At 66.9% G+C, this 22095-nt stretch carries 17 protein-coding genes and 1 tRNA gene; 11 read left to right on the top strand and 7 right to left on the bottom strand.

What is annotated here, in order from left to right; genetic code table 11:
- Positions 1 to 33: 33 nt before the first annotated feature.
- Positions 34 to 3882: an nSTAND3 domain-containing NTPase gene (locus BMW51_RS05245; RefSeq protein ID WP_093004132.1), complete on the top strand. Its 3849-nt coding sequence runs from the start codon at positions 34 to 36 to the stop codon at positions 3880 to 3882.
- Between the two features lie 58 nt (positions 3883 to 3940).
- On the opposite strand, the gene BMW51_RS05240 is transcribed toward BMW51_RS05245, so the two are convergent.
- Complete coding sequence (locus tag BMW51_RS05240) at positions 3941 to 4219, bottom strand: DUF5623 domain-containing protein (protein ID WP_093004130.1); 279 nt, start codon at positions 4217 to 4219, stop codon at positions 3941 to 3943.
- A 628-nt stretch (positions 4220 to 4847) separates the two neighbouring features.
- Here BMW51_RS05240 and BMW51_RS05235 point away from each other — a divergent pair.
- The 3 genes from BMW51_RS05235 to BMW51_RS05225 all read left to right on the top strand — a co-directional run bounded on the left by BMW51_RS05235 (position 4848) and on the right by BMW51_RS05225 (position 6529).
- Positions 4848 to 5186 carry a hypothetical protein gene (locus BMW51_RS05235; RefSeq protein ID WP_093004128.1) on the top strand — a complete coding sequence of 113 codons (339 nt, stop codon included), beginning with the start codon at positions 4848 to 4850 and terminating at the stop codon, positions 5184 to 5186.
- Entirely contained in the window at positions 5183 to 6298 is a 1116-nt protein-coding gene (locus BMW51_RS05230; protein WP_177171540.1) for a tyrosine-type recombinase/integrase, read from the top strand. The genes BMW51_RS05235 and BMW51_RS05230 overlap by 4 nt, the downstream gene beginning before the upstream one ends.
- 157 nt (positions 6299 to 6455) lie before the next feature.
- Positions 6456 to 6529, top strand: a tRNA-Gly gene (locus tag BMW51_RS05225).
- 37 nt (positions 6530 to 6566) lie between these two features.
- Here the strand turns inward: BMW51_RS05225 and BMW51_RS05220 are convergent.
- Entirely contained in the window at positions 6567 to 8342 is a 1776-nt protein-coding gene (locus BMW51_RS05220) for an SLC13 family permease (protein WP_093004124.1), read from the bottom strand.
- 148 nt (positions 8343 to 8490) lie between these two features.
- On the bottom strand, positions 8491 to 10245 hold the full coding sequence (locus tag BMW51_RS05215; RefSeq protein WP_093004122.1) for a chloride channel protein: 1755 nt from the start codon (positions 10243 to 10245) through the stop codon (positions 8491 to 8493).
- A gap of 151 nt (positions 10246 to 10396) precedes the next feature.
- Between BMW51_RS05215 and BMW51_RS05210 the strand changes: the two genes are divergently transcribed.
- Both BMW51_RS05210 and BMW51_RS05205 read left to right on the top strand, forming a co-directional pair.
- Positions 10397 to 11326, top strand: coding sequence for an ABC transporter ATP-binding protein (locus BMW51_RS05210; RefSeq protein ID WP_093004120.1), 930 nt, complete (start codon positions 10397 to 10399; stop codon positions 11324 to 11326).
- On the top strand, positions 11323 to 12099 hold the full coding sequence (locus BMW51_RS05205; protein ID WP_425440971.1) for an ABC transporter permease: 777 nt from the start codon (positions 11323 to 11325) through the stop codon (positions 12097 to 12099). Before BMW51_RS05210 ends, BMW51_RS05205 begins: the two co-directional genes overlap by 4 nt.
- On the opposite strand, the gene BMW51_RS05200 is transcribed toward BMW51_RS05205, so the two are convergent.
- On the bottom strand, positions 12071 to 12622 hold the full coding sequence (locus BMW51_RS05200) for a MarR family winged helix-turn-helix transcriptional regulator (protein ID WP_093004118.1): 552 nt from the start codon (positions 12620 to 12622) through the stop codon (positions 12071 to 12073). The genes BMW51_RS05205 and BMW51_RS05200 overlap by 29 nt on opposite strands.
- 146 nt (positions 12623 to 12768) lie before the next feature.
- On the opposite strand from BMW51_RS05200, the gene BMW51_RS05195 reads away from it, so the two are divergent.
- Genes BMW51_RS05195 through BMW51_RS05185 form a run of 3 tightly spaced genes read left to right on the top strand, consistent with a single transcriptional unit; the run spans position 12769 to position 16896 of the window.
- Positions 12769 to 13914, top strand: coding sequence for an HlyD family secretion protein (locus BMW51_RS05195; protein ID WP_093004116.1), 1146 nt, complete (start codon positions 12769 to 12771; stop codon positions 13912 to 13914).
- A 13-nt stretch (positions 13915 to 13927) separates the two neighbouring features.
- Complete coding sequence (locus BMW51_RS05190; protein ID WP_093004114.1) at positions 13928 to 15445, top strand: DHA2 family efflux MFS transporter permease subunit; 1518 nt, start codon at positions 13928 to 13930, stop codon at positions 15443 to 15445.
- A gap of 5 nt (positions 15446 to 15450) precedes the next feature.
- Positions 15451 to 16896 carry an efflux transporter outer membrane subunit gene (locus BMW51_RS05185; protein ID WP_093004112.1) on the top strand — a complete coding sequence of 482 codons (1446 nt, stop codon included), beginning with the start codon at positions 15451 to 15453 and terminating at the stop codon, positions 16894 to 16896.
- A 5-nt stretch (positions 16897 to 16901) separates the two neighbouring features.
- Here BMW51_RS05185 and BMW51_RS05180 read toward each other — a convergent pair whose 3' ends face one another.
- Together BMW51_RS05180 and BMW51_RS05175 are read right to left on the bottom strand one after the other, a co-directional pair.
- Entirely contained in the window at positions 16902 to 18269 is a 1368-nt protein-coding gene (locus tag BMW51_RS05180; RefSeq protein WP_177171577.1) for a sensor histidine kinase, read from the bottom strand.
- A gap of 38 nt (positions 18270 to 18307) precedes the next feature.
- Positions 18308 to 18970 (bottom strand): response regulator, encoded by a 663-nt coding sequence (locus BMW51_RS05175; RefSeq protein ID WP_093004108.1) that lies wholly within the window; start codon positions 18968 to 18970, stop codon positions 18308 to 18310.
- Positions 18971 to 19082: 112 nt separating this feature from the next.
- Between BMW51_RS05175 and BMW51_RS16030 the strand changes: the two genes are divergently transcribed.
- Positions 19083 to 19796, top strand: coding sequence for a hypothetical protein (locus BMW51_RS16030; protein WP_177171539.1), 714 nt, complete (start codon positions 19083 to 19085; stop codon positions 19794 to 19796).
- A gap of 52 nt (positions 19797 to 19848) precedes the next feature.
- Here the strand turns inward: BMW51_RS16030 and BMW51_RS05165 are convergent, their stop codons facing one another.
- Positions 19849 to 20724 (bottom strand): SDR family oxidoreductase, encoded by an 876-nt coding sequence (locus tag BMW51_RS05165; protein ID WP_093004106.1) that lies wholly within the window; start codon positions 20722 to 20724, stop codon positions 19849 to 19851.
- Between the two features lie 104 nt (positions 20725 to 20828).
- Here BMW51_RS05165 and BMW51_RS05160 point away from each other — a divergent pair, with 104 nt between their 5' ends.
- Positions 20829 to 22094, top strand: a complete 1266-nt coding sequence (locus tag BMW51_RS05160; RefSeq protein ID WP_245708296.1) for a DUF2254 domain-containing protein — start codon at positions 20829 to 20831, stop codon at positions 22092 to 22094.
- Position 22095: the final 1 nt, after the last annotated feature.

The following is a 22095-nucleotide window of genomic DNA, read 5'->3' as shown; positions in this document are numbered from 1 at the left end:
CTGTGACCTGGGCATGACGAGGAAGTCGGCATTTTGAACATCGCGATCGTGGGTCCGGAGAAATACAAGTTCCAAGACTTGGTCTGCCTAGACCTAGGGCTGTCGCTCGGTGCGTCCGGGCTGCAATCGATGGTGCCCGAGCCCAACGGGGGCGAAGACACGGTGTTCGAGTGGAGCGGAGCGCAGGCAATCCGCGTGCTCGAAGTCCAGGTGAAGGGAACGCTGGAAGACCTCACCCTCGGCGCGTTGGCCGAATACCTGACTCATTATCCGGACCGAAGGGCGACCGGCTCCCTGCTCGAACGACTCGCCGACGAGACCGACCGCGCGGTTCTATTCGTGACGTCGGGTCGGCTTACCGATCCGTTGAGCCGGTTCAGGCTCCAGCCGAATCTCGAACAGCTCCCGAAGGCGCATACAGTCGGCCACGCCGAACTGGGCGACTTCGTCACGGAGCTGACGCTACTCGCCGCGGGAACGCCGACGTCGGCATTGGACGCGAAACGTCGCGCCGACATCGCCAAGCTCGCGGCGTTGTCGTCGGCGAAGCTGCGCGGCGCGCTCTCGCGCGTTTTCGTCATCGCCGAAGAGATCCAGGCAACCGTCGAGACGCGGCTGCACGGTCGCTTGCGCGCGATGCGTTTCGATACGCTCTCGCTTCGTGGGACCATCGCCGCGCTGACCGACGACCTCGACGCCGCGAAGAAATCGCAAGCCAACGTTCTCGAAACGCTCCGTCGTCGCCTCGACGAACTGGCGCCCGCCGCCGTCGCACCGGCCGATTACGTTACACTCGGTCTAGAAGCGGATCTGCTCGACAGGCTTCGAAGCGACGGTGTCTTGTTGCTCACCGGGCCGCCCCGGGCCGGAAAGAGTTGGACCCAACGCGCTTTGGGCGGGGCGCTGCAGAGCGCCGGCTACGAGGTTCGACAGGGCGCCAGCGTCGAAGAGGCCGACCGTTTCCTGACCGATGCATCGGGTGGCGAACGCCTATTTCTGCTCGACGATCCCTTCGGCTCCCGTGAGGCCCATGAGAAGGCTTCGTCGTATTTCGCCGATCTCCGTCGGCTCGTCGAACGCCTCCGTGGAGACAGGCGGCTGATCGTCGCCCAGGTCGATCACATACTCTACGAGATCTGCCGCTCATCGGAGCTGTCGAAATGTTCGTTGGGAACGCGCGGCTGGACGCCCGTGCAGCCCTTGGCCGCCGACAAGGCCACCGAAATATGGGCGAGCGCCGCGTCCGAGATGTCGCTTCCCGCGTCCACGATTGCCCGCGTCGACGCCTTGATCGCGAGCGACGATCGCCTTCGCAGTCCGGGTGCGCTGACCTATCTCGCCCACGCGTTACCGGACTTGCCGGATACGATCGGCGACGAAGCCATTGCGGTTTTCGCGCACAGCGATGCCTCCGATTTCGCACGCATCCTCGTGACGAAGAACCAAGCCGTCGAACCGATGCTGGCGACGGCGGCGATCGCCACGCGTTCCGATCGAGGCGCGTCCCGAACCGAGCTCGCCTATGTCATCGACGGCAAAGAGGATTTGCCTGGCCTACGGCCCAAATGGGCTGTGGTCAGCATGGGAGGGCCCGAACCCGAGCTTCCGAACTACGCAGCTCCACCGGCGCTGACGGCGGACCAGCAGGCGGCGCACGACCTGCTGGCTCGCCGCAGGGTCATCGAAGAGCGCGAGCACCGCACGAACTTCCCGCACCCTTATCTGCGAGCCGGAGCGCAAATGCTGCTGCGGCCCGACCTACCCGGAGACAAGGAGCTCACCCGCGATCGACTGCTTCGCGCGATCGGCTCGCTCTCGCCGGACGTGTCGCTCTCGGCAGCGCGCAATCTCGGTTGGATCCTCCAAACGCTCGATGCCGATGCCGAAGAGCCGATCTCGTATTCGGTCGCCGAAGACGGCTTGCGATCGATCTTTCCGGCGACGCGTGACGCATGCTTCGCGTTCCTGATGGAGCACGCCGAACGGCTCCCGCGAGAGATGCGCAAGCAGGTGCCGCACTGGGCACAGTACGGCTTGAACGATCTGGACGACATCGTCGTCGATCGCGGCGTCGCGTTTCTCTCGTCGAAGGGCTCGTTGTTTCGATCGCACGACGTCGCACTTTCGGTCGTTCAGCCATATCTCGATGCGATCGACCAAGGGCGGCCGCTCGGGCTCGATCTCCCATTGTCGCGACAGATATTGACGGCTTTGCGCGCTCATCCGGTGGCGATGACGCCCAAGATCGTCGAGCGTTTCCTGCTCGCAGACGAGGCACTCGTTCGCGCTGAAGCGGCGCGGATCTGGGTCAGCATTCCACGGGTCGACGATCGGCCGATCATCGAGCGCCTCCGCACAGACGGCGCCCCCGCGGTCGGCATCGCCGTGTTCGAAGCCTTGGCGGAGGTTTGGCCCGAAATCGACGACGACCGTCGCGAGGCACTCATGGAGGCGGTCGAACATCAAGCTGCATCCATGGCGACCGCCAGCGTTCTGTTCTCGCGCCTGGTGATGTTCGACCGAGAAGAGGAGTTCGGCGACGCGCCGCCTTGGCCGATCTTCGTCAGATTGGTGCCGACGGTGCTCGACAGGCTTCCTGCCAACGTCGCGCTCAACAACGGTCGGTTCAACACTACCATGGAAAGCGCGGTCGCCGCCGGTCTGACCGAAGAGCTGATCCCGGCCGTCGAAGCTTGGACGAGGCGGTGTATCGAGCGGCTACGGGATTATTTTCTCGACGACTACGAATTGGCGATGGTCGACTCGCTCGTCGCCGTCACGAAACCTGGTCAGCGCCACGCTCTGCTCGAAGAGCTGTTCGCGATTGAGGACACCGGCGCACGAACGGTTATCGCCGCCGACATCGCGAACAATTGGGAAGGATTCGACGCCGACGAGCGGATACGGATCGTCAGCTGGCTTACCGAGGGCCGTCAAGATCAGCGCTGGCTCTCGGCGATCATGTTGACCCGGCGAGAGCTTGATCCCGCGATCATGAAGGCGATCACCGGTCGCGACGACATCTCGGGTCTCGACCCTCGCGAGCTCGAGAACCTGCTCGGGGCCGATCTGTTTGAAGCCTGTGTCCGGACTTTCGTCGGCCGACCGCAGCCGCTGTGGTGGTACGGCAAACATCACGGCAACAGGCCGTTTTGGGAACCGATCATCCGATCGTTGGCGAGGATCCCGACACATCCTTTGTTCGACGACGCATTGTCGAACGTGGTGTCGTTCGACGACGAGGACACGATCGAAAGGACCGTAAACAAGATACCCGTCGACGGGCTGACCCGCGCCTTCGAGGTCATGCTCGCGAACAAGATCAAGACGACGGGCGAATGGCACTGCGCCGCTTGGGTGGCGTTGCTCGAACGCGGCGAGATGGCTGGACAGCTCGACGGGTGGCTGAAGACCATCGACGACAAGCTGGACGCAATTCTCGAGAGCTTGTCCGACGTCCAACGGTGGTTGGCGAAGAGTCGGTTCGCGGACCGCGTGTTCGAGATGCTTAGGAACGACCTGCGTGCTCTCAGACTCGTAATCGACGTCGCAAAAGCCCTGGACGAAATCGGGTCGCAGGAAACCGACGCAAACGACAGCGCATCTGATCCGGTGAAAAGAGCGACCCTGTTCGATGCCGCCGTGACCACCGCGATAGCGGCGTCGCCACGCCTGATGGAAAGTTGGTCGAGAATCGGCAAGATCGGAAAGCGATGTGGCGCGAGCGAAGCCGTTCTCGCGGAAGTGGAGAAGGGACGTTTGGCCGCAATCGATCGCCATCATGGTCTTCGGAAAGCGCAGCGAGAATATTGCGACGACATCAAACTTGAGGATTGGGTCGACACGGCAAAGCAAGCCCGCGATGCGGAAGGCGACGCGTGACGACGCAAAGCCGGTTCGGTACGAAGGCAGCGCACCGCTGGCGCGTTGCCGTTCGAATTCAGCCCTGGGTCGGCTTCATCCGGCCGACGAGCTTCACCGACATGTCAATGCGGTCGAGCTCTTGTCGAAGCGGCGCGTAATCCGGATAGACGGCCTGCAGCTTCGCCTTGAGGCTGCCGAGGATCGCGACCAAACCCTCACGCGTCGCGGCCTGTGCGCGAAACGGATTTTCGCCCTCGTGCTCGCGATAGTAGACGTCGAAGAACTCCGGTCCTTCCAACTGCCCGGGACCGATTTCCTTCGCCATCCAGTCTTCGAGGTTGGACCGCACGATCACTTGCCGGTTCGACGGATCAAGCCAGTCGGTTGGGTGATCCGAACCCGGCAACTTGTTGTCCAGCGACCTCTTCGGGTAGTAGGCGGCGCGTCGCTCAGATTCGGTTGTGCGCTAGCGCCCAATACGCGAGTTGCAGGCAAGCTGACCGAATGACTGTTTCCGGGATCATCGAAACCAAGATCGAATGGCCGAAATTAGGGCGCACAGCCGCCGTCGAAGACCACGATGAACGAGCGTCCGCTTCTGGGAGGTGCACGGATCGCGCTGAATGGCGACTTCTGGGTCGTTTCACCTTTCGCTGCCCTAGCGCGCGACCAGACCAAAGTTGATGTAGATTAGTGCGACGGGGGTTCTTCCCTTCTTAGCGATTCCGGACCACGCTGATTCACGAAGCACGGCTGCGGCCGCGCTTCGGTGCGGCGAGGCTCTCCGAATTACCGCTGGCAGGCCCTCGGTCAACGTCGTCACCTAGGCCGGGGGTCTGCCAGCGGCAGCCCGTGAGCATGCTCTCGTGTTGGATCATAAAGAACCCGTCGCACACCAGGCGTCAGCGCGCCGTGCGGAGGTGGACGAAACCCGGCCTGGTCCGACACCGTTCGTCCAACCGCTGCTCTCCTCGATAGAGGAGATGAACCCCATCGGGTTGGGGTTCGAATGCCTCGCGACGATCGCGGGCCGTTCGGATCAGAACACCCGTTCGATCCGCCCCGGCAAGGGTGAGGATGAGGGCAATTTCGAGACCACCGGTTCTCGAAAGGAAAATGGCGTGCGCGTATCGCGCAAGAAGAGCCCGATCAGCACGGTTGCGATCCGCCGCACGATCCAAGCGGCAATGAAAGCCGGTCTGCCAATCGGCAGGCTCGAGGTCGAAACCGACGGCACCATCCGCCTGAGCGTTGCGGAAACAACGCGACCCGCTGCGACGACACCGGAAGACATCTTCCGCGAATGGGAAGCGCGCCTGTGATCAAGGGACTGCACTTCGTCGAAAAGCGTCTCGCCGACGGGAGCAGCCGTTGGCACGTCTACGCATGGCGCGGCGGTCCTCCCGTCATGTCGGCAGATGGAGCCCGGCCGGATCTGACAACCGAGGCACTGGAAAGGCTCGCCGCCGCCAGGAGGGATCGGGACGCAGCGCGGCAGCCGAATCCCACGACACTCCAATCGCTCATCGACAAGTGGCAGGCGAGTCCCGAATGGTCGCGGCTGAGCGAGAATACGAAGAAGACCTGGGGTTCGATCGTGCGGACGATCGAGGGGAAATGGGGCAAGGTTCCGCTCGCGGTTTTCAACGATGAGCGCATGATCGAGAAAGTCGTAGACTGGCGCGATGCGCGTGCTGCCACGCCGCGGGCGGCGGATAACGGCGTCACCGTGCTACGCGCGCTGCTGAAATACGGCATTCAGCGCGGTTCATTACGGATCAACGTCGCCGAGAAAATCGGGAAGATCTACGTCAACGGGCAGCGAGCGGAGATCGTGTGGACGAAGATCGACCTGCTCGCCTTCGAAGAGGCTGCGGGAGAAAAAGATCGCTGCGTCTATTACGCCCTGCTTCTCTGCTCCGTGACCGGGCTTCGGCGAGAGGATCTCGCGCGCTTGACGTGGGCGTCGATCGGCGAGTTCGCGATCGTCAAGAAGGCGAAGAAGACCAGCCGAGGCCGCCGTCACTTCGCGACAGTTCCGCGGATTCCAGAGCTCGATGCCGTCCTAGCGAAGCTGAAGGATCAGCCGCGTGCGTCAGGTGTCGACACGGTGCTGGTCAACCCGAAGGGGCGACCGTGGAACCTCGACACGCTCACCAAGGAAGTTTCCCGTATCGCCAAGCTGGCGGGCATCTTTCATGTCGAGGTCGATGAGGCGGGCCAGTCCGGCCGGCGGCACAAGCATCTGCACGATGCCCGTGGCACCTTCGCCACCTACCTCATGACCACGACGGACCTCACGGATGCTGAGATCGCCAGCATCATGGGCTGGTCCGAAGCGGAGGTCGAGCGCATCCGCCGTATCTACGTCGATGATACCGCTCGTCAGATCGCCTTGGGCAAACGCATCGCCCGTGGCCTCCTTGCGGATTGACGCCTGGATCGCGTTTCGCCGTCCGTTATCGAACGTCGGTATCGGCATACGTGTTGACGGCAGGATGATGCTCATGGCATTGGCTGGCGTCGCCGATGTAAACCGGACTGTAAACCGGGACCCAGCAACGGCCTTTTCGACGCTAAGGCGTTGAAATGCGGGTGTAGCTCAATGGTAGAGCAGAAGCTTCCCAAGCTTACGACGAGGGTTCGATTCCCTTCACCCGCTCCAGTCCGAACCGACAACCGCCACGGCTGCCTGTCACGCATTACTGCAGCGGCCACGTCCACATGACCAGCGGCGTGCCGACGAGCACCACCAGCAGCGACAACGGTGCGCCCAGCCGGGCATAGTCGCCGAAGCGATAACCGCCGGGTCCGAACACCAAAGTGTTGCACTGGTGGCCGATTGGGGTCAGGAAATCGCACCCCGCACCGATTGCGGTTGCGATCAGGAACGCCTCTGGCCGGTAGCCCAGATCGTGCGCGAACACCGCGGCGATCGGTGCCATCACCAATACGGTCGCCGCATTGTTGAGGAACGGCGTCACTGCCATCGCCGCCACCAGGATCAGCGCCACCGCGCCCCAGGCGGGCAGCGAGGTGGCGAGATGCGCGAGACTGGTCGCCAGCACGTCCGATGCGCCCGTCGTGCGCAGCGTCTCGCTGACCGGGATCAGCGCACCGAGCATGATCGGGATCGGCCATTCGACGCCCTCGTACGCTTCGCGCAGCGGCAGTGCGCCGCTCGCCATGATCAATCCCGCCGCCGCGAAGAACGCGACCGCGACCGGCACCCAGCCCATCGCGGTCACGAACATGGCGGTGGCGAGGATCGCGAGCGGAACGAAGCGGCGCTTCGAACTGCCCAGCCGCAGCGGACGCTCAGCGAGCGGCAGCGTGCCTAAATCGCGCATCCGCTCAGGAAGCAGCGTGAGCGGCCCTTGCAGCACGATCACGTCGCCCGCGCGCAGCACGATGTCGCGCAATTGCTTGGTCAGCCGCTTTCCCGCGCGCGAGATCGCGATCAGGTTGACGCCGTAGCGTTGTTGCAGGTGCAGCCGCCCGGCCGACTGGCGCACCAGCACCGATTCGCTGGTGACCACCGCCTCGATCACGCCGACCTCGTCGTCCTCGCTCCCCTTAGGGGCATCGCGGTCCTGGCCGGCGAGCGCCAGATGATCGCCCGCGATCACGCGTTCCAGCGTGTCGGGGTCGCCGCCGATGATGAGCGTGTCGTTGGCGCAGATGGTCAGGTCGGGCGCGATGAACGTGCGAACGCCGCTGCGCAGCAGCGCGGTGATCGTGATCGAATGGTCGTGGCGTTCGAGGAAGGCCGCCACCGTCTCGCCGACCGCCGATGATCCTTCGTCGACCCTCGCCTCGGTCACGTAGTCGGAGATGTTGAGCGCTTCCCCCATCGTCGGTGCGGCGCGGCGCTCGCGCGGCAGCAGGCGATAGCCGAAGCGCAGGAAGGCCAGTCCGACGATCAGCAGGCCGAGCCCGGTCGGCAGGTAGTCGAACATGCCGAACGGTTGACCCGTCATCTGCTGGCGCACGCGGCTGACGATGATGTTGGGGGAGGTGCCGACCAGCGTCATCAACCCGCCCAGCAGCGACGCGAACGACATTGGCATCAGGAAGACCGACGGGCTGGCGTCCGACTTCTTCGCAGTCTGCACCGCGGCGGGCATCAGCATGGCGAGCGCGCCGACGTTCTTCACCAGCGCCGACGACACGCCGACGGCGCCGGTCAGGACCAGCAACTGCGAGCGCACGCGGGTGACACGCCGCGCGATCACCCCCAGCGCGCTCTCGATCAACCCCGATCGCTGCATCGCGGCCGAGATCACCAGCGCCGAGCCGACGATGATGACGATGTCGTCGGAAAAGCCGGTGAACGCCTTAGCCGGCTTGACCAGCCCGATCGCGACGCCGGCGAGCAGCGCCAGGATCGCCGTCACGTCGTAGCGGAACCGCCCCCACAGGAACATGCCCATCATCGCGACGAGCAGCCCGATCGACATCCACTGCGGCGTGGTCACGATGCGTCGCTACCTGTTCGAACGGTTTTGCCGCGGTTGAGACCCGGACGCGGCGAGCCCAAGATTATGGTGGCATCAGCGATGGTTGCACCGTTCATCGCGCCTGAACGTTCGGCCGCGTGAATCGAGCCTGTGCGAATAAAAGACGCTAGCGTTCGCCGAACAGGTCGCGCTGCGCCTTCTCCAGCTCCTCGGCATAGCGCCGCCGCACGAAGGTTTCGGACAGCAAGCCGAGCACGCGCCGGTCGGCGTCGAGCACCGCCAGCTCGTCCGCGCCCGACGCGTCGAAGCGCTTCATCACCGCCTGAATGTCCATGTCGGGCGCGAGTGCGGCGTCGCGGTTGATCGCGAGCTCGCCGACCGCGGCCTTGGTGTCGAGCGCCTCGGCATAGGCGGCAGGGGTCTGGACGATCCCGGCATAGCGGTCCTCCGCATCGGTCAGCACGACGCGGCTGGTCGCGCCGAGTGGAAAGCGGCGGCGGAACTCGGCGACGCTGGTGTCGGCCGGGGTCGCGCGCGCGTCGCGGCGCATCATCTTTCCGGCCGTCAGCATGCGGGTCCAGCCGACGTCGCGCGCGCTCTTGATCGTCTCTCCGCGCAGGTGGAGCCGCCACGTCGAGAAGCTGTAGCCGAACGTCTCGCGCACCAGCGACGAGGATACCAGTGCGGCGGCGAGCACCGCGCCGGTCAATGCGAAATCGTGCGTCGCCTCCAGCACCAGCATCGCCATCGTCATCGGCCCGCCGATCACCGCGACGGCGAGCGCCGCCATGCCGACCATCGCCGCATCGCGCAGGTCGAGCACGACCCAGCCCGCCGTCGCCAGCACCCCGGCGAACAGGTGCCCGACGAGCGTACCCATGAACAACGACGCGAAGAACAATCCCCCGCGATAGCCGAACCCCAGCGACACGATCGAGGCGAGCGCCTTTGCCAGCAGGATGGTGGCGACAAAGGTGAGGGGCACGCCGACCGCCAGATCGGCGTGGAGCGCGCCGTGCCCGGCGGAGAGCACCTGCGGCGAGATCAGCGCGATCGGGATCAGCAGCGCGCCGCCGAGGATCGGCCGCAGCGCATCGGGCAGCGGCAGCCGCCGCGTGCCCTGCTCGGCGAGCGCGATCACGCGCATGAGGGCGATGCCGGCGCCGGCGCAGATGACGCCGAGGGTGGCGTAGAGCAGGTAATGATGCGTCTCGATCGGCGCGCGCGTCGCCACGTCGATCAGATACGGGCGCGCGCCGAACAGCTGCGCCACGAACACGCCGGTCAGCGCGGCGGCGACGACGGGTGCGATCGCGGCGGGCGTGTAGGCGCCGATCACGATCTCGAACGCGTAGAACGCGCCCGCCAGCGGCGCACCGAACGCCGCCGCGATCGCCGCACCCGCACCCGCACCTACAAGCGTGCGGAAATCGCTGCGCCTGAGGCCCAGCCAACGCGCCGCGACCGAGGCGCCGGCGCCGCCGAGCTGCGCGTAGCCCGCCTCCAGCCCAACGGACGCGCCGAAACCGTTCGACAGCGCGGTCTGCCCCGCGATTACCAGGCTGTCGATCGACGACATGCGCCCGCCGTGGAGCGCATTCGCCTCCACCGCGTCGACCAGCCGTCGCCTGCGTGCGCGGACCAGCCAGTTGAACGCGACCAGCACCGCGCCGCCGATCGGCAGCATGACGAGTATCGCGGGTGAAAGCGCGGGCGCGGCGCTCAGGCGCGCGTCGTCGGGAAGCGCGAAGGCCCAGGATTGCACCGCGCGCGCCAGCGTCCCCAGCAGCACGCTGCTCAACCCGGCCACTGCGCCGACGACCACCGACAGGACGATGAACGCCGCCTCGCTCGCGCGCAGCTTGCGCCGCAGCCACGCGGTCCTGTTCGCCCAGCCGTGCGGCGCGCTCGTTCGGGTCATCACGCGGGTCGGTTCTGCGCCATGACATGCGCGTTAGGCCGGTCACGGTCGCGTCACAACGCACCTTCATGGGTGAGGGCGTGAGATCAATGCCGCTTGGCCCCTCCCATCTGGCCTGCGCGCTCCTATCTGCGAGCGACAAGGGGACTTCATGACCGAACCAATCCTTACGCTTTCGGGCGTGTCAAAGACCTACAAGGGCGGCTTCACCGCGCTTCACGGCGTCGATCTGTCGATCAACAAGGGCGAGATCTTCGCGCTGCTCGGCCCCAACGGCGCGGGCAAGACGACGCTGATCAGCATTGTCTGCGGCATCGTGACGCCGTCGACGGGGACGATCCGCGTCGGCGGGCACGACGCACTCGCCGACTACAAGGCGGCGCGCAGCCTGATCGGGCTGGTGCCGCAGGAACTGTCGGTCGACATGTTCGAGACCGTGCTGGCGACCGTCACCTTCTCGCGCCGGCTGTTCGGGCGGTCGGGGCACAACGCGTATATCGAGCAGGTGCTGCGCGACCTGTCGCTATGGGACAAGCGCGACAACAAGATCATGGAATTGTCGGGCGGCATGAAACGCCGCGTGCTGATCGCCAAGGCGCTGGCGCATGAGCCCGAGATCCTGTTCCTCGATGAGCCCACGGCGGGCGTCGACGTGGCGCTGCGCCGCGACATGTGGAAGCTGGTTCACTCGCTGCGCGAACGCGGCACCACGATCATCCTGACGACGCATTACATCGAGGAGGCCGAGGAGATGGCCGACCGCGTCGGCGTCATCAACAAGGGCCGGCTGCTGCTGGTCGACGACAAGACGGCGCTGATGCAGAAGCTCGGCAAGCGCGAGCTCGACCTGACGCTGGTCGACGCGCTCGACGCAGTGCCCGCGGGCTTCGAGCAGTGGCAGCTTAGTTTGGAGAATGACGGGCGCACGCTCCGCTACGTGTTCGACGCGACGCAGGAGGACACCGGCATTCCGTCGCTGCTGCGCGCGCTCGGCGATCGGCACATCGCGTTCAAGGATCTGGAGACATCGAAATCGAGCCTAGAGGACATCTTCGTCGACCTGGTGGAGGAACGCGCATGACCGTTCCCGGCATGAACCTTCACGGTATCTGGGCGATCTACCGCTTCGAGATGGCGCGGTCGCTGCGCACGTTGTGGCAGAGCCTGATCGGGCCGGTGCTCACCACCAGCCTGTATTTCATTGTCTTCGGCGGCGCGATCGGCAGCCGGATGCAGAATGTCGACGGGGTCAGCTACGGCAGCTTCATCGTGCCCGGCCTCATCATGCTGTCGCTGCTCACGCAAAGCGTCGGCAATGCCTCGATTGGCATCTATTTCCCGAAATTCACCGGTACGATCTTCGAGCTTTTGTCGGCGCCCATCTCCACGATCGAGCTGGTGATCGGCTATGTCGGGGCGGCGGCGACCAAGTCGGTGGTGATCGGTGCAATCATCCTCGCGACCTCGGCCTTCTTCGTTCCCGTTGTCGTCGAGCACCCGCTCGCGATGATCGCGTTCCTGCTGCTGACCTCGGTCGCGTTCAGCCTGTTCGGGTTCATTCTGGGCATCTGGGCGAACAGTTTCGAGCAGCTGAACTTCGTGCCGCTGCTGCTCATCACCCCGCTGACGTTCCTGGGCGGCAGCTTCTACTCGATCGACATGCTGCCGCAGCCGTGGCGGACGGTCAGCCTGTTTAATCCGGTGGTCTATCTGGTCAGCGGGTTCCGCTGGAGTTTCTTCGGACGCGGCGACGTCGATATCGCCTTGAGCCTTGGCGTGACGCTCGGCTTCCTCGTCGCCTGCCTCGCGGTGATCGCGTGGATCTTCAAGAGCGGGTGGCGGCTGAAGAGTTGACCCCGCCCGGCTCCTTTGCCGATGACAAATTCCCGATCACCTCGTCGAGCAGCGCGGTGAGCGTCGCCATCTTCTCGGGACTGAGCCCGACCGCGGCGAAATAATCCTCGCGGTCGGCGAAAACGCCCAGTCGCTCCAGGATCGGCAGCGCCGCGTCGGTGACGTGGAGCCGGTTGACGCGGCGATCACCCGGATCGCTGCGGCGCGTGATCCACGACAATCGCTCGAGGCGGTCGACCGTCTGCCCGGTCGCGACCGGGCCGATTTCGAGTTTCTCGGCCAGTTCCTTCTGCGTGCAGCCGGCGTTGAGGTAAATGGTGGCGAGCGCGCGCCACTGCGCCTGCGTCAACGCCTCGCCCCGGTCCGCACCCTCGCTCAGCGCCACCGCGCGCGCGCGCTCGTCGAAGCGTTTGCGCAGCAGCTTCGACACCAGCTTGATCTGCGCGACGAGGCTGCGCTGCTCCGCGGGCTCGGCGACCGCCGCTGTCGGCGCGATTGCCGGGGTGACTTCCTCTTCCTTCATCCCGCGCACCTCTATCGCGTACTTGGGTCAATGCAACATAATCATTAGGTAGCGTATTATCATGTTGCGTTTGATCAACGAGAGGTGCAACGCGCGGTAGCAATCGAGATCGCGCCGCCCGTGCGGCGCCCGATCCGTGAGGAAACATGAGCCTGGACGACCCACAGAACCAACGACCGGCACCCGAGACGCTCCGCGACTCGGTTCCGGTCACCGAACCAGCGCCGGTGGTCGAGGCCGCCGACGAGCCACGCACGCGGCGCAATCGCCTGCGCTTGCCGCTGCTGATCGCGGCGCCGATCCTGGCGGTGGTGCTGGGGCTGTATTTCTACCTGAGCGGCGGGCGCTATCAGGAAACCGACAACGGCTACATTCAGGCCGGGCTGGTGCCGGTGAGCGCCAGCGTCAGCGGACCCGTCGTCGCGGTGCTGGTGCGCAACAACCAGCGCGTCCGTGCGGGCGACGTGCTGTTCCGCATCGATCCCGCGCCGTTCCAGGCTGCGGTCGACGAGGCGGCGGCGGAACTCGCCAACGCGCGCACGCAGGTGTCGTCCACCCGCGCCAGCTACCGCGAGGGCGAAGCCGCGCTGGCGGCGGCGCGCGCGCGGCTCGCCTATGCGGAGCGCGAGGCGGCACGGCAGAAATCGCTGCTGGCCGAAGGTATTTCGTCGCAGAACCAGTACGATCAGGCGGTGCTCGCCGCGCAGACCGCGCGCCAGCAGATCCAGACTTCGGTGCAGCAGAATGCGGGCGTCGCAGCAACGCTGACCGGCAGCGTCGACGCACCGACCGCGGTGCAGCCGGCGGTGCAGCGCGCGCAGGCGGCGCTCGAGCGCGCGCGCCTCAACCTCGGCTATACGGTGGTGCGCGCCGCGCAGGACGGCATCGTCACCAAGGTCGATCAATTGCAGCGCGGCAGCTATGTCACCGCGTCCAAACCCGTCTTCACGCTCGCGGGCACGCGGATGTGGGTCGAGGGCAATTTTAAGGAAGACCAGCTCAACCACATGCGTGTCGGGCAGCCCGCGACCTTCCACGTCGACGCATTCCCCGACCTGAAGCTGACCGGGCGGCTGACCAGCTTCAGCCCCGGCACCGGCAACAGCTTCGCGCTGCTGCCCGCCGAGAACGCGACGGGCAATTGGGTCAAGGTCGTGCAGCGATTGCCGGTCGAGTTCAGCATCGACCGCCTGCCGCCGAACGTGCCGTTGCACGCGGGGCTGAGCGTCGAGGTCAGCGTCGACACCGGCTACAAGCGCCACCTGTTCGGCGGTGGCACGGCCGAGCGCTGACGGCGGGTTAGCCATGACAGGGTCCTATCCCGACGCGGTGTCGCGTCGCTTCATCACCGCGTCGGTGATGGCGGCGACCGTGATGAACTCGCTCGACAGTACGATCGCCAATGTCGCGCTGCCGCATATCCAGGGCAGCGTGTCGGCCTCGGGTGAGGAGATCACCTGGGTGCTGACGTCGTACATCGTCGCGGCGGCAATCATGACGCCCTTGACCGGCTGGCTCGCCGGGCGGTTCGGGCGCAAGCGGTTGATGCTGTGGTCGATCATCGGCTTCACCACCGTCTCGGGGCTGTGCGGGATCGCCAACAGCCTCGGCGAACTAGTTGGGTTCCGGCTGCTGCAGGGCGTGTTCGGCGCCGCGCTGGTGCCGATGAGCCAGGCCATCCTGCTCGACATCAACCCGCCCGAACGCCACGGCCCTGCGATGGCGGTGTGGGGGATGGGTGCGATCCTCGGGCCGATCATCGGACCCGCGCTCGGCGGCTGGCTGACCGACAATCTGTCGTGGCGCTGGGTGTTCTACATCAACCTGCCGATCGGCGCGCTCGCCTTTGCCGGTCTGTCGGCGTTCCTGTCGGAAACGAAGGACGCGGCGAAACCGCGGCTCGACCTGTTCGGCTTCGCGATGCTCGCGCTCGCGATCGGCTCGTTCCAGCTGATGCTCGACCGCGGCCAGACCAAGGATTGGTTCAGCTCGACCGAAGTGTGCATCGAGGCGGCGTTGGGGCTGTTCTTCGGCTATCTGTTCGTCGTCCACACGCTGACCGCGAAACGTCCGTTCATCGACATCGGCATGTTCAAGGACCGGAATTTCCTGACAGGTTCGATTTTCGGCTTTTTCCTCGGCACCGTGCTGTTCGGGGTGCTCGCCTTGCTGCCGACGATGCTGGAAACGCTGATGGGTTATCCGGTCGTGCTGACCGGCCTCGTCACCGCGCCGCGCGGGATCGGCACGCTGATCTCGATGATCGTCGTCGGGCGGCTGATCAAGACGGTCGACCCGCGGCTGTTGATCTTCACCGGGTTCATGATTGCGGCTTATTCGCTCCACATGATGTCGGGCTTTACGCTCGGCATGAACGAGCGGCTGGTGATCATTTCCGGGTTCATCCAGGGGATCGGCACCGGACTCGTGTTCGTGCCGCTGACAACGATCGCCTTCGCGACGCTCAGCCCGAAATACCGCAACGAGGGCGCGGCGATGTTCACGCTGACGCGCAATATCGGCTCGGCGGTCGGCATTTCGGTGTTGCAGGCGCTGACGATCCGCAATGGCGCGACCGTCCACTCGCGGCTGGTGGAGGAAATCCGCCCCGACAATCCGGTGCTGCCCTCCGGCTTCGACTTCGATGCGCCCGGCGCGGTCGCCGCACTGAATGCGCAGATCACGCGGCAGGCGGCGATGGTGTCCTACGTCGATGCCTTCTGGCTGCTCTTCATCCTCACCCTCGCGGTCGTTCCGCTGCTGCTGCTGATGCGCCGCCCGCGTCGCGGTGCCGCCGACGGCCCGACGATCCACATGGACTGATTGCCATGAAGCGTTTTGCCACCCTCGCACTCGCCACCGCGCTCGCCGGCTGCACGGTCGGTCCGAACTTCACGCGTCCGCAGGCACCGGCGGCCACCGCCTACCAGTCGCCGGGCGAGGTGACGCCCGCTGGCATCGCGCTCGGCGAAGGACCGCAACTGCGCTGGTGGACCGCGTTCGGCTCGGCCCAGCTCGACGCACTGGTCGATCAGGCGATCGCCAACAATCGCAGCCTCGTTGCCAGCAACGCGACCCTCGCCGCCAGCCGCGACGAGGTGCGCGCGATCGCGGGGCGTCGCCTGCCGCAGGTCGACGCCAACGCGCGGGCCGACCAGCAGCAGGTGAACCTCGCCGGATTTGGGTTCTCGGGCAGCAACCCGCTCGCACCCGCGGGCAATCCCGAGTTCCACCTCTACACGGTCGGCGGCGGCGTCAGCTACGACCTCGACCTGTTCGGTGGCCTCAGGCGCAGCGTCGAGCAGAGCGCGGCGCAGGCCGAGGCGCAGCAGCGCCAGACCGAAGCGGCGCACCTGACGATCGCGGGGCAGGTGGTCAATCAGGTGCTGACGATCGCCGCGCTCCACGCCCAGATCGACACCGCGCGCGCGCTGCTCGCCGACGATCAGCGCAACGTCGATCTGACCGAGAAGCGTCGCGCAGGCGGCGAGGGGACGCTGGTCGAGGTGCTGAACGCGCAGAGCCAGTACGCCGCCGACCGCAGCGACCTGCCGCAGCTCGACCAGCAACTGGCCGAAGCGCGGCACCTGCTCGCGACCCTGCTCGGCACCACGCCTTCAGCGCTGCCCGCGAACGACATCGCGTTCGATCAGCTGACCCTGCCCGCGCAGGTGCCGGTCGCGCTGCCCTCGAGCCTTGTCCACCGCCGCCCCGACATCCTGCAGGCGGAGGCGGAGCTGCATGCCGCGACCGCCGCGGTCGGCGTCGCGACTGCCCGGCTATATCCCGACATCACGCTAGGCGCGACATTGACGCAGGGCGCGCCCGCGATCGGCGACCTCGTGAAGAACGCGTTCCGCGGCTACGACCTGTTTGCCGGGCTGACCGCGCCGATCTTCCACGGTGGAACGCTCAAGGCCGAGCGCGCGGCGGCGGTCGACCGCGCGCGGGCGAGCCAGGCGAGCTACGAGCAGACGGTGCTGGTCGCGTTCAGCCAGGTTGCTGACCTGCTATCCGCCATTCAGAACGACGCGCGCTCGGTCGCGGATCAGCGATCGTCGGTGCAGGTCGCGGAGCGGTCGCGCCACCTGTCGCGCCGCAGCTTCCAGGTGGGCAATTCGGGCATCTTGCAGGTGCTCGAATCGGAACGGTTGTACCAGCGCGCGAGTAACGGTCTGGTTGTCGCGCGCACGCGGCAGTTCCTCAACGTCGCGCGGCTCTACGTCGCCACCGCGGGCGGCTGGACCGGTCCAGCTACGGCGCCCGGCGCCTGACCTGATCAATCGATGGCGCCGCCCGGCAGGCGCAGCCGCACGCACAATCCGCCGCCGGCTGCGTCGTCCAGCATCAACGTGCCGCCGTACAGCTCGGCGAGCTCGACCGCGATCGACAGGCCGAAGCCATGCCCCTCGCGGCGTTCGTCAAGCCGGACGCCGACCTGCTCGGCCCGCGCGCGATCCGCCGCCGGGATGCCCGCACCATCGTCGCAGATCGACAGCGCGACTGCGCGCGCGTCCGCCGCAGCCACCTGTACGGTAACCCGACTCACAGCGTTCTTGGCCGCGTTGTCGAGCAGATTGCCGAGCAGTTCATCAACGTCGCGCGGGTCCATCGCGAGCGCGAGCGGAGCGGTCGGCAGATCCTGCGTGATCGCCAGACTCTTATCGCGGTAAATCGCCGCGATCGTCGCGGTCAGGTCCGCGAGCGCTGGCGAGAGCGGAGTGCGCGCTCGCGGATCGGCGGTCTGCGCGCGCGCGCGTGACAGGTGATGGCGGATCGTGTCGTCGATGCGCCGGACCTGCGCCGCCCGCGCGGGCTCGTCACGCAGATCGAGCGCAAGCGCCGCGACCGGCGTCTTGAGCGCGTGCGCGAGGTTCGCCGCCGATCGCCTTGCGGTGGCGAGCGCAGCGGCATTGTCCTCGGCCAGCGCGTTCAATTCGGTGGCGAGTGGCAGCAGTTCGGCCGGTTGATCCTCGTCGACGCGCTCGCGCCGACCGGCGCGGATCGCCGCCACCTCGTCGCGCAATCGCCTGACCGGACGCAGGCCGAGCCGCAGCTGCACCACCGACGCCGCGCCCAGCAACCCACCCAGTATCGCCAGCACGAGCAGCAGCGGTTCGACCGCTTCGCGGATTGGTTGGCGAATGACATCGCGCGGTGCAGCAGCGGTGATCGTGACCGGACCTGCGGGGGTGTCGAGCGTCACGCGTCTGGCATGGACCGACGCGCCGTCGCGGGTCTCGCCATCGAGCGCGCGTCGTGGCGACGGTGAGGGCGGCGGCGGCGGTGCAGCAGGCGCGCGCGCGGTGGGGGGCGGCGTCGAGTGCGAAGGTTCGGGCGGTCGAGCCGGGTCGCCGGGCGGCGGCGCAGCTACGGTCAGCGGGGCGAAATCAGTCGAGCTCAGCGTCGCTGTTGGTGTCGTGATCTGCCACTGCCACCCGCGTCCGGCCTCCAGCACGCCAACCTGTTGTCGCAGGCGTTCGCGATTGATCGTGCCGTCGTCGTTCACCGCCGTCGCCAGCAGCGCGACCTCGCTGTCCAGTCGCCGGTCGATCCCTGCGGTGACGAAGCGTTCGAGCACCGCCGCGATCGACCAGCCGGCAATGACGAGCGCGACCAGCGTCGCCGCCGCGGACAGCGCCAGCATGCGCGCATGGAGCGAACGGGGCAGCAGCCGCACGCGCGTCACGCCGGGCAGGCGAGGCGGTAGCCGCGGCCGCGCACCGTCTCGATCAGCGTCGCGCCGATCTTCTTGCGCAACCGGCCGACGATCACCTCCAGGCTGTTCGAATCAACGTCCGCATCGCCTTCGTACACGCGTTCTAGCAACTCGAGCCGCTCAATCACCGCATCGCGACGCAGTATAAGCTGCGACAGCACGCGCCACTCGAATGCGGTTAGCCGGAGCGGCAGGCCGTCGAGTTCAAATTGCCCGGTCTGGGTCTCGAAGACGAGCGGGCCGCACGCGATCCGCGGCTGCGCGTGACCCGCGGCGCGTCGGACGAGCGCGCGCAGCCGCATCACCAGTTCCTCGACGCGGAACGGCTTGACGAGGTAATCGTCGGCGCCCGCCTTGAACCCCGCCACCTTGTCCGACCACGCATCGCGCGCGGTCAGAATCAGCACAGGCAAGGCGCGCTTGGCCTCGCGCCACGCGCGCAGCACCGACACGCCGTCCATGCCGGGCAGGCCGAGATCGAGCACCGCGGCATCATACGCCTCGGTCGTGCCGAGATGCGCGGCGTCGATGCCGTCGCGGGCGACATCGACCGCGAAATGCTCGTCACGCAGCGCGCGCGCGATGGCGGGGCCGAGGTCGTGGTCGTCTTCGACAAGGAGGATGCGCATCGTGTCGGCTCCTAGGTGCGATGCTTAAACCGAAACTGAACCGTCGGGTTCAGCGGGGGTGGGCGTGCGTGCGGCTAGACGGTGATTCGTCGAAGCCAAGGAGTAGGAAATCATGTTTCACCTGAGAGAGCCGGGGTTCAGCCGCGGCCAGAAGCTAGGGATCGTCGCCGCCGCATTGGTCGCGATCGGTGTCGCGGGTGGCGCGGGCGCGGTGTCGCTGACACGACCGGCGATCGAGATGGCGCCGACCGTTCCGACCGCGATCGCGCGGCTTCCGCAGTCGAGCGGCGTGGTGACGGTCAAGGGCCGCGTTGCCGAGGTATACGGCAACCGCTTCGTGGTGCAGGACGGCAGCGGTCGCACATTGGTCGATGCCGGTCGCGAGGCGCAGGGCGCGGTGCGTGTCGGCACGCCGATGCTGGTGCAGGGCCGTTATGATCAGGGGCAGCTGCGCGCACGCTTCCTCGTCGACTCATCGGGCGCGGTGCAGGAAGTCGGACCGCCGCCGCCGCCGCCCGGTGCAGGCGCCCCACCGCCACCGCCGCGTGGTGCCGGCGCGCCGCCTCCGCCGCCACCCGGTGCCGGTGCCGGTGCTCCTCCGCCGCCCCCGGGAGGTCCGGGCGCCCCGCCGCCACCGCCTGGCATGGGTGCAGGCGCACCGCCTCCGCCGCCCGCGATGGGTGAGGGCGCGGGTGCTCCTCCGCCGCCGCCACCCGGTGCCGGTGCTCCGCCTGCGCGCGGTGCGGGCGCTCTCCCGCCGCCGCCCGCCGCGCCGGGCCTGAACCGCACGGGCCAGGTCGCACCCGACGCCACGATCAGGCGCTGACGCACCAAACGTGGCCGGCCGAGGCTTCTTCCTCGGCCGGTTGCGTCGTCACTCAGCCGATCGGCACGCCGCCCGTCACCGCGACGATCGCACCCGACATGTAGCTGCCCTCGCCCGAGGCGAGCAGGACGTAGGCGGGGGCGAGCTCGGCTGGCTGGCCCGCACGGCCGAGCGGCGTGTCCTGACCCAGCGTTTCCAGCTCGTCGCTCGGTTTGGCGATCGGCTGGATTGGCGTCCATACCGGCCCCGGCGCAACCGCGTTGACGCGAATGCCGTCACCCGCGAGCAGGTTCGACAGTCCCACCGTCAGGCTGGAAATCGCCCCCTTCGTGGCAGCGTAGACGATCATGTTCTTGCCCGCGACCTTGGCCTGTTCGCTGGTCGTGTTCACGATCGCGGAGCCGGGCTTCATGTGCGGCGCCGCCGCCTTCGCGAGCCGCAGCATCGCGAACACGTTTGCGGCGAACGCGCCCTGCATTTCGTCGTCGTCGATCGTCTCGATCCCCTCGTTCATCGTCTGCGCGGCGGCGTTGTTGACCAGTACGTCGATCCGGCCGAACTCGGCGACGGTCTGCTCGACCAGCGCGGCGCAGTGATCGCGGTCGCGGATGTCGCCGGGCAGCAGCAGGCAGCGGCGGCCCGCCTTCTCGACCCAGGTGCGCGTTTCCTCCGCGTCGGCCTGCTCGGCGTCGAGGTAGGAGATCGCAACGTCGGCACCCTCGCGCGCGTAGGCAATCGCGACCGCGCGGCCGATCCCCGAATCACCGCCGGTGATCAGCGCAACCCGGTCGCGCAGCAACCCCTTGCCGATGTAGCTCTCCTCGCCGTGATCGGGCTTGGTATGCATGTCCTTGGAAAGACCGGGGCGTGGCTGCTGCGGCTCGCCCGGAAAGCTGGTCGGCTGGCTGGTGCGTGGATCGTCGGTCATGTCGGCTCCTGTCGGGGGATCATGCGCAGCAACGGACGACGTTGGCGAAGGTGCCGCGAAGGCGAGCGGCGGAACATAGACCGGGTGCGAAGCCTTGTTCGTCGATGAGCGGTAGACGGGCAACGACGCGCTGGCAGTGGGTATTACGCCTGCTGACGCGCAGGATATGGTTTCGCGCGGCGCTGTTCTGCCTGTTCGGCGGCGCATTGGCGCTGGCGGGTGCGCTCGCAGGGCACGCAATTTCGTACACCTTCGCGACGAAGGTCGGCGCGAAGTCGGTTGACGGCATTCTCGGCATGCTGGCGTCGAGCATGCTGGCGGTCACCACTTTCTCGCTGACCGCGATGGTGTCGGCCTTCTCGGGCGCGACCAGCACGATCACCCCGCGTGCGGTGCAGCTGCTGGTCGACGACAGCACCGCGCAGAACGCACTCGCCACGTTCCTGGGAAGCTTCCTCTTTGCGATCGTCGGCATCATTGCGCTGTCGACCGGCCTGTACGGCGAGACCGGTCGCGTCATCCTGCTCGCGGGCACGGTCGCGGTCATCGTGTTCATCGTGGTCACGCTGCTGCGCTGGATCGAGCATATCGCGCGCTTCGGCCGCGTCGCTGACACGATCGACCGGGTGGAGCGCGCCGCGACCGAGGCGCTGGGGACGATCGCCTGCGCGCTGGACGTAAGGTCGGGCGAACACGCGCGATCGCGTCGGACCGGGGCGGACGTGCGCGCGACGACGATGGGGCGGGTCACGCACATCGACCTGGCGGAGCTGGGGGAGATCGCCGAGGAAGCGGACACCGACATCGACGTGCACGTCCTGCCCGGCGAGTGGGTCGACCCGGAGCACGCGCTGGCGACGCTGAGCATCGCTGCCGACGAAGAGGTGACCAGGCGCGTTCGTCAGTCATTCACGTTGGCGCCCCACCGCGCCTTCGATCACGATCCCCGCTTCGGGCTCGTTGTCCTGTCGGAGATCGCGTCGCGCGCGCTGTCGCCCGCGGTCAACGATCCGGGCACCGCTATCTCAGTGATCGAGGCCGGTGGACGCGTGCTGCTGCGCCTGTTCGACCAGCCTGAGGACGAGTTCGCGTCCGTTCCCGGCCGCGTCCGCATGCGCGCGCTGCGGCTGAGCGATCTGCTGGAGGATTTCTGCCGCCCGATCGCGCGCGACGGCGCAGGGATGATCGAGGTGGGCGTGCGGTTGCAGAAGACGCTGGCCGCGCTCGCGGCGCACACGCCCGCCGCCAAGGCGATCATCAAGCGCGAAGCGGACGACGCCGTTGATCGCGCGCGCGACGCGATGACGAGCGCGCGCGACATCGCGCTGATCGAACGGGTTCGCGCCGAGGCGTTCGCCGACGGCACCTAGC

This window comes from Sphingomonas palmae (genome assembly GCF_900109565.1).
GTDB lineage: Bacteria > Pseudomonadota > Alphaproteobacteria > Sphingomonadales > Sphingomonadaceae > Sphingomonas > Sphingomonas palmae.
This window is presented reverse-complemented; position numbering and strand designations above follow the sequence as displayed.